4 protein-coding genes and 2 pseudogenes are annotated in these 6789 nt (G+C 38.8%); 5 read left to right on the top strand and 1 reads right to left on the bottom strand.

Features of this window, described 5'->3' with window-relative positions:
- Nucleotides 1-82: 82 nt before the first annotated feature.
- Nucleotides 83-1233 (top strand): IS3 family transposase gene (locus tag AB4503_RS22455; protein ID WP_372115739.1). Its coding sequence is split into 2 segments (ribosomal slippage): nt 83-326 and nt 326-1233, totalling 1152 coding nucleotides; the frame shifts between segments, so codons are not numbered across the junction.
- 29 nt (nt 1234-1262) lie between these two features.
- On the opposite strand, the pseudogene AB4503_RS22450 reads toward AB4503_RS22455, so the two are convergent.
- A pseudogene (locus tag AB4503_RS22450) lies at nt 1263-1364 on the bottom strand (IS5/IS1182 family transposase); the annotation flags it as partial.
- Nucleotides 1365-1502: 138 nt separating this feature from the next.
- Here AB4503_RS22450 and AB4503_RS22445 point away from each other — a divergent pair.
- The 4 genes and pseudogenes from AB4503_RS22445 to AB4503_RS22430 all read left to right on the top strand — a co-directional run.
- A complete protein-coding gene (locus AB4503_RS22445; protein ID WP_372048967.1) occupies nt 1503-2759 on the top strand; it encodes an ABC transporter substrate-binding protein in 1257 nt (418 codons plus the stop codon).
- A 134-nt stretch (nt 2760-2893) separates the two neighbouring features.
- The gene (locus tag AB4503_RS22440) at nt 2894-5128 is read left to right on the top strand and encodes an ATP-binding protein (protein ID WP_372048966.1); all 2235 of its coding nucleotides are present in this window, start codon (nt 2894-2896) and stop codon (nt 5126-5128) included.
- The gene (locus AB4503_RS22435) at nt 5125-6393 is read left to right on the top strand and encodes a sigma-54-dependent transcriptional regulator (RefSeq protein WP_372048965.1); all 1269 of its coding nucleotides are present in this window, start codon (nt 5125-5127) and stop codon (nt 6391-6393) included. The genes AB4503_RS22440 and AB4503_RS22435 overlap by 4 nt, the downstream gene beginning before the upstream one ends.
- A 144-nt stretch (nt 6394-6537) precedes the next feature.
- Nucleotides 6538-6768 (top strand): annotated as a pseudogene (locus AB4503_RS22430) (IS256 family transposase); the annotation flags it as partial.
- Nucleotides 6769-6789: the final 21 nt, after the last annotated feature.

The raw sequence follows: 6789 nt of genomic DNA, 5'->3' as shown, positions 1-6789 counted from the left end.
AAATTATGCCACCTTGTGGCTGATCCGCACCATAAGTTTTGGACACTGAGTTAAGTGAGTACAATCACTAACGAGGTGAACAATGACAACTAAGAAAACACGAATCAAACATGCTCCTGAATTTAAAGCCGAAGCACTTAAGTTAGCAGAGAAAGTCGGTGTCGCTGCTGCCGCACGACAGCTATCGTTGTATGAATCTCAAATTTATGGGTGGCGTAAAGCCGTCAAAAAAGATGCGAAAATCAGCGATAGAGAAAGGGAGCTCGCCACTGAAAATGCCAAACTCAAACGGTTATTGGCTGAGCAAGCTGAAGAGCTAGATATCGTAAAAAAGGCCGCCACCTACTTCGCGAAAAATCTAAAGTAGATTGCTATGAATTTATGCTCGAACACCTGATGCTATATAGGATTGTCCGTATGGCTAAGGTGTTTGAGGTTTCTCGAAGTGGGTTTTATTATTGGATTGATAATCGCCATAAAGTCACTCAACGCAACGAGCACCGAAAGCAGCTTGATATCAAAGTTCGAGAAGTCTTTGATGATAAAAAGGAACGCGACGGTGCAAGGCGTATTCAAAAAGAACTAGAGGCAAATGGTAATAAGCACGATGTAAAAACCATTGCCGCGAGCATGAAGCGCCAGAGCTTAGTCGCGAAGGCCGCCCGTAAGTTCAAATGTACGACAGACAGCAAGCATAGGCTTCCTGTTGCCCCGAACTTGCTTGAGCAAGATTTTAATGCAACAGCACCGAACCAAAAATGGGCTGGAGATATTACCTATCTAGCGACAAGCGAAGGTTGGATGTATTTAGCGGTTGTTATCGACTTGTACTCACGGCAAGTCGTTGGTTGGTCAATGAGCACCAGAATGACCGCGACTCTGGTCTGTGATGCGCTATCAATGGCATTGTTCCGTAGAGGCATGCCCGAAGGGGTGATTATCCATAGTGATAGAGGTAGTCAATATTGTTCAAAAGACTACAGATACTTAATCTCAGCCCATAATTTAAAACAAAGTATGAGTAGGAAGGGAAATTGCTGGGATAACGCCTGTGTTGAAAGCTTTTTCCATTCAATGAAAGTAGAAGCCGTCCAATACGAGCCGATAATGACGCGAGAAGAGATGCGCCAAGCACTTTTTGAATATATCAAAGTTGATTATAATCGAACAAGAAGGCACAGTGCTCTTGGGTATCTAAGTCCAGTTAACTTTGAAAAACAATATGTCGCTTAATGCGGTGTCCAGTCTAACTGGAGCAGATCACTTATCGCTTCCTCGTCGATCCAAAACGTGACTGAGCCTCTGTTAATCAATGAATTGTTGTACTGACGCCAGTTTTTGGTTTTGAAGTAGGGTTTAGGCATGAAACGATGTTAATGAGTGGATTTCACTGATCCGATCGTAAGGTTTTGATTTAGTTCACTCGAATTGCGCAACAAAGCCGACTATAATCATTAACATTGCTGATAGTTATTGCAGTATCGATATGAAGTAAAGTTAGTATGAGTAGATTTTTTCTTTTCCTGTTTTTAATATCAACATCCACAATGGCCTCAGTTGCAGAAGAAAAGCCGATTGTGATTCTAACTACATTTTCTGAAGACTCTATTTCACAGATAATTAGTAAGTTCCAGGGTATTAACCCTAAAATAAATGTTGATTTTATATTTCGTCGTAATCGTTCGGCTATTCGATTATTGGAGCGCGAAAAATCAAGCAACGTTGATATCATTATATCATCATCTTCAGTGCTGTTTAATGAGCTAGAAGAAAAAGATAAGCTTCAATTAATTGAGAATGAGAATCAAAATCCAGACTGGCTAAAGCCACATATTTTGGAAATGTCAGGCAAGGTTACAGCTTTTGCCTATTCGGGCTTTGGCCTTATGTATAACAAGGAGTACTTAAAAAGTTATCATTTACCTATTCCTCATACTTGGAAAGAACTGTCTGACGCTAGGTATTTTGGCCACCTGACCATGAGTACGCCTACGCGTTCTGGCACAACAAGCCTAATAGTAGAAAATATATTGCAAAACTATGGATGGGATAAAGGCTGGCAGCTTCTCATGAAGATTGGAGGCAATATTGCATTTATATCATCTCGAAGTTTTAGTGTGAGTGAAGCGGTTTCCCAGGGGCTTATTGGTGTAGGCCCAATTATCGATAACTATGCAATTAATAGTAGAAGGAGCTTTAACTATATCGATTTTAATTACATACCTAATTCGATATTAATGCCAACTTATATTGCGATTACAAAAGACAGCAAAGCAAAAAAAGATAGTCAAAAAATTATAGATTTTTTGCTATCAGAGCAAGGACAAAATCTACTTAAAACTACATCGATAACCAAGTTTTCTTTAGCGCAACCAGAATTAGCCAAGAAAACGCGTGTTGTACTCAACAAGGCGTTGGTCTATGACCGTGATGGGCTTATCTCGTTACTGTTTGATCAAGCGATTACCGAGCAATTACATCAGCTGAACATAATGTGGCAGTCTATATATCAACTTGAAAAACAAGAACTGTCCGATGAAAATCAGAGAAAACTTGAGCAAATCAAGTACTATGTTACAAGAGTACCTGTATCCGCTAATCAAGCGCAGTCAAAAGATTATTTAGCATTGTTTACACATGTTGGTACTGACCGAAGCCTTGATCCTGCGGTTGCTGAAGAAGTGCGTCGTTGGCAGCAAGCGCTGAATGATAATTTAGTTAGAGCAAAACAGGTCATTAATGAAATCAATCAAGAGTAATCATATTGCTTAAGTTTCCTAATACTATCAGTTCCCGACTTGTTGGTGCATTTACTTGTATTCTGCTTATGATCTTTTTGATTAGCGTAGTGGCTTTTACTACCTGGAATATGCTTGATAACAAGGTAAATACTATGCTCAATAATAATATGCCATCGTTAAAAATAAGTTATCAATTAGAGCGAGTTAATACACAGTTACAAGCGTATTTAAATGAAATTCATGAGACCATAAATATCATTAGACTAAACCAGCTTGATGTGAATTTGAAAAAGATTTTAGAGGACATTAACCGTTTTACTTATAAATTAATGTATTCACAGGTTATAAAAAAACTAAGGAATGAGTATCAACAACTTGGCGTTGGAATTCAAGAGTTTGTACCATTGTTGTCTGATAAAATTCACGTAAAGCAAGAACTCGATAAACTATCAGAACGTATACTGTGGCTTCATCAAGACATTGTTGAGGAAGTGAATCCGCTAAGACAAGAAATAGAGTGGCAAATTGCCAGTGAGAGAGTATGCCTAAGTCCAGAAAAGAAATCAATTTTATATGACGACTTTACTACGTTACAAATGATGACCCTTAAGGAAAATGAGCTTGTCTCTTTAGTGAACGAACTTATTAGACAATATAAACAGCGTAACTTAGAAAGTGCATTTCATTTTATTAGTTATAAAACTGATGAGATTAAAACGTTGAGTGAAAAACTGGAAAACAACGCAGCAAGTATTACTTACAGACAGTTATTGTTGGAGTTCTTCGAACTCATTAAGCCAAATGGTACATTGCACAATAACCTCAAAGCGCTAAAGGTACTCATTGAACAATCGAATCAACAAAGGCAAATCATCCAATCTTACTTAGAGGTTCAGCAAAAGGAGATAAAGAATTTGGTTAACAAAACCAGTGTTGAACTGGCAGGGATTAAGCTAAGTACTAGAAATATCATTGAAGCAGGTAATGTATTTCTTATCATAGTTTTAGTGTCAGCAATTTTGGTTAGCGTATTCATTTATTTTTATTTTTTCCGTAAGCGAATTGTACAGCGCCTATATGACTTGAGCATGAATTTAAACTCCGTGGCGGCAGGTGAGACTGAACAATTGATCCCAGTAACAGGTAGCGATGAGATTGGTTTACTCGGTCGAACGCTAAGTCAATTTTGTTTACAGCTTCAAGAAATCGAAAACACTAATGCGCTGAATCTTATTAATAACACCCAAGCAAGCCTGGTGACCTGCAACACAGAAGGGGTGATCGAGTCAATGAACTTCAGTGCTCATAACTTATTTAAACGATGTCATAAACCTTTTGAGAAGGATTACATTTGGGGGTTGTTTGACTCTAGTTATCACTACCAGTTGAGGGCGCTTTTTTCGCCAGAAAGCACCTTATTAGTTAACGGAGCATATACAATAACCTTAGCCATAACTGGTGAAGGTGAGCAAGTTCAATACTTTAGGTTGGACTTACGTGTTTATTATCAAAACACGGCCCCCAAGATAATCATTACGCTAACAGACATCACAGAGCACGAGAACATTGCCCGTTGGCTTGAACAAAAAGTAGAAGAAAAAACCCAATCATTAACACAAAAAAATATTGAACTGCATTGCCAGATTGAAGAGAGAAAGCGTGCTGAAAAAAGCCTTGTTTCCACGCAAGAGGAATTGATTCAAGCGGCTAAAATGGCTGTTGTTGGACAAGCAATGACAACCCTCGCACATGAATTGAACCAACCTCTTTCTGCGCTTTCCACCTACATCTATACCGTGCAGGTTACGTACAACCGGGATGACTACCCAGATATCTATAATACCATGGATAAAATGGATGAGATAAGTACTCGCATGGAACAAATCATTACTAATTTGCGGGGCTTTTCGAAAAAGACGTCATTCACTAACCCTGCCGTTGAGATCAATCTTTATCAAGCCGTTAATAATGCAATGGGTATTGCAGATTCTAGAGCGAGGCAGCACTCAATTATATTGAGTAATCAGCTTGGTGAGGATTGCCGCTGTATTGGTGAGCTTATCCAAATTGAACAGGTTATTATTAACTTACTCATTAATAGTTGTGATGCTTTAGCGCCTGTTGCTGGAGGTCAAGGTGTAGTCACCATAAACCAATTAAAGTGTGCTCAAGACTCATTAATGTTAACTTGCAGTGATAATGGCCCGGGTTTTGATCACACCATTATTAATCAAATTTTTACCCCGTTTACGACAACAAAGGAAGTGGGCTTAGGTATTGGTTTGAATATCTGCCATTCGATAATGGGCCGTTTAAATGGTTCAATTCAACTCGCATCAACACTAGAGGGTGGTGCAATGATAGTTTTGGAGTTTCCGATACAATGATTTTAAGTGATGATGTTCAAGTTGTACTTATCGACGATGATCAACATGTTTTAGACTCGATCCAACATCTATTACAGCTTTCAGGGTATAAAACGAAAGCATTTTTAGACCCGCATAAAGCGCTGCAACAAATTCACTCTAATTGGTCTGGCGTCATACTAACTGATATCTATATGCCGACTATGAGTGGTATGGTTCTTATTGATAAAGTTAAGGCCATCAGCCCTCATTTACCAATCATTACTATAACAGGTCATGGTGATATTGAAATGGCAGTAGAGGCAATACAAAAGGGGGCGTGTGATTATCTTGAGAAGCCACTAAAGCCCAAAAAGTTGTTAATTTTACTTAAGAAAGTCATCAGTGAACGCTCAAAAGTGGTCGAACAATGGCATTTAATTGAGCGAGATTTACCCCAAAAATTGCTAGGTAAAAGTGTTGAAATTGTAGAAATACGAGAACGCATTAAGTTACTGGCAACAGCAGATAAAGATGTCTTGATTGTAGGTGAAAATGGTGTGGGCCGTTATACTTCAGCGACTTTATTACATGAACTAAGCCCAAGACATCATGCCCCTTTAATATTTAAAGCAGGAGAGAGTTTGACCACAGTTTTGGAATTAGAATCTGTTATTAAAGCGGCAGAGAATGGCACCGTGATCCTTAATGATCCAAGTAAAATGGCCGAGGAGGTTCAGTTTTATATGAGCCGTTATCTTCTTGAACAAGAAAGAGCGGGGAAGCATACTGTAAAGTTCATCACTATTTTTAGTCAGCAGCCTGAGTTAACTTTACAGGAACATACGTTGATGCCTGAGCTGTATTACTTGTTAAATAATGCCAGATTTTCAATTCCACCACTGAAAAAAAGAAAGGAAGATATTGAGGTTCTCTTTAAGAATTTTTTGAAAAATAGCTGCTTGTTGCTGAGTAAAGATGTGCCCAAAGTCGATAGCTCTTATTTAAATACACTCCTTGATCATTGTTGGCCCGGAAATGTCAGAGAATTAAAGAGTGTTGCAGAGCTGTATGCGATAGGAATTGTTAAGCTTTCAACGATTGAGCGAGTATACCCGGTAGAACAAATGGATGGTGCACTTGATGAGTTAGTGGAAAAGTATGAAAGGCAGCTAATAGAAGATGCCCTGTATCTGTTTTCAGGGCAAATCAATGAAGTATCTAACTATCTTAAGATCCAACGTAAGAAGCTATATTTGCGCATGAAAAAATATGCTCTCGATAAAGCGAACTACAAAAGAAACTAACCAGAGTTGAACATTCATTGCATCGAGGGGGTTGTTGCAAAGAATCGAGCTATGCTGGTTTCTGGTGTATGGAAGAAAAAAGAAGGTGCGGTGTAATCTGTTGATGTAGTTCTCGTCAGAACAATTAACAGAAAGGTAAACCGCATGACTGATAATACTGTTGTTTCACTGAATATACTACAAGACCCACTCACCGAGTTGATACGCCAAGGTGCAAGAGACTTAATTGCACAAGTTGTTGAAGCTGAACTTCATCAGCTACTTACTCAATATCAGAATACGATGGTTGACGACAAACAACCCATTGTCCGCAATGGCTTTTTACCTGAGCGAACCTTGCAAACTGGTGTCGGTGATGTCGAAGTGCAAACTCCTAATACCAATCCGGAAAATTAA

The organism is Vibrio sp. 10N.222.55.B11, assembly GCF_041473705.1.
Taxonomy (GTDB): domain Bacteria; phylum Pseudomonadota; class Gammaproteobacteria; order Enterobacterales; family Vibrionaceae; genus Vibrio; species Vibrio crassostreae_C.
This window is presented reverse-complemented; position numbering and strand designations above follow the sequence as displayed.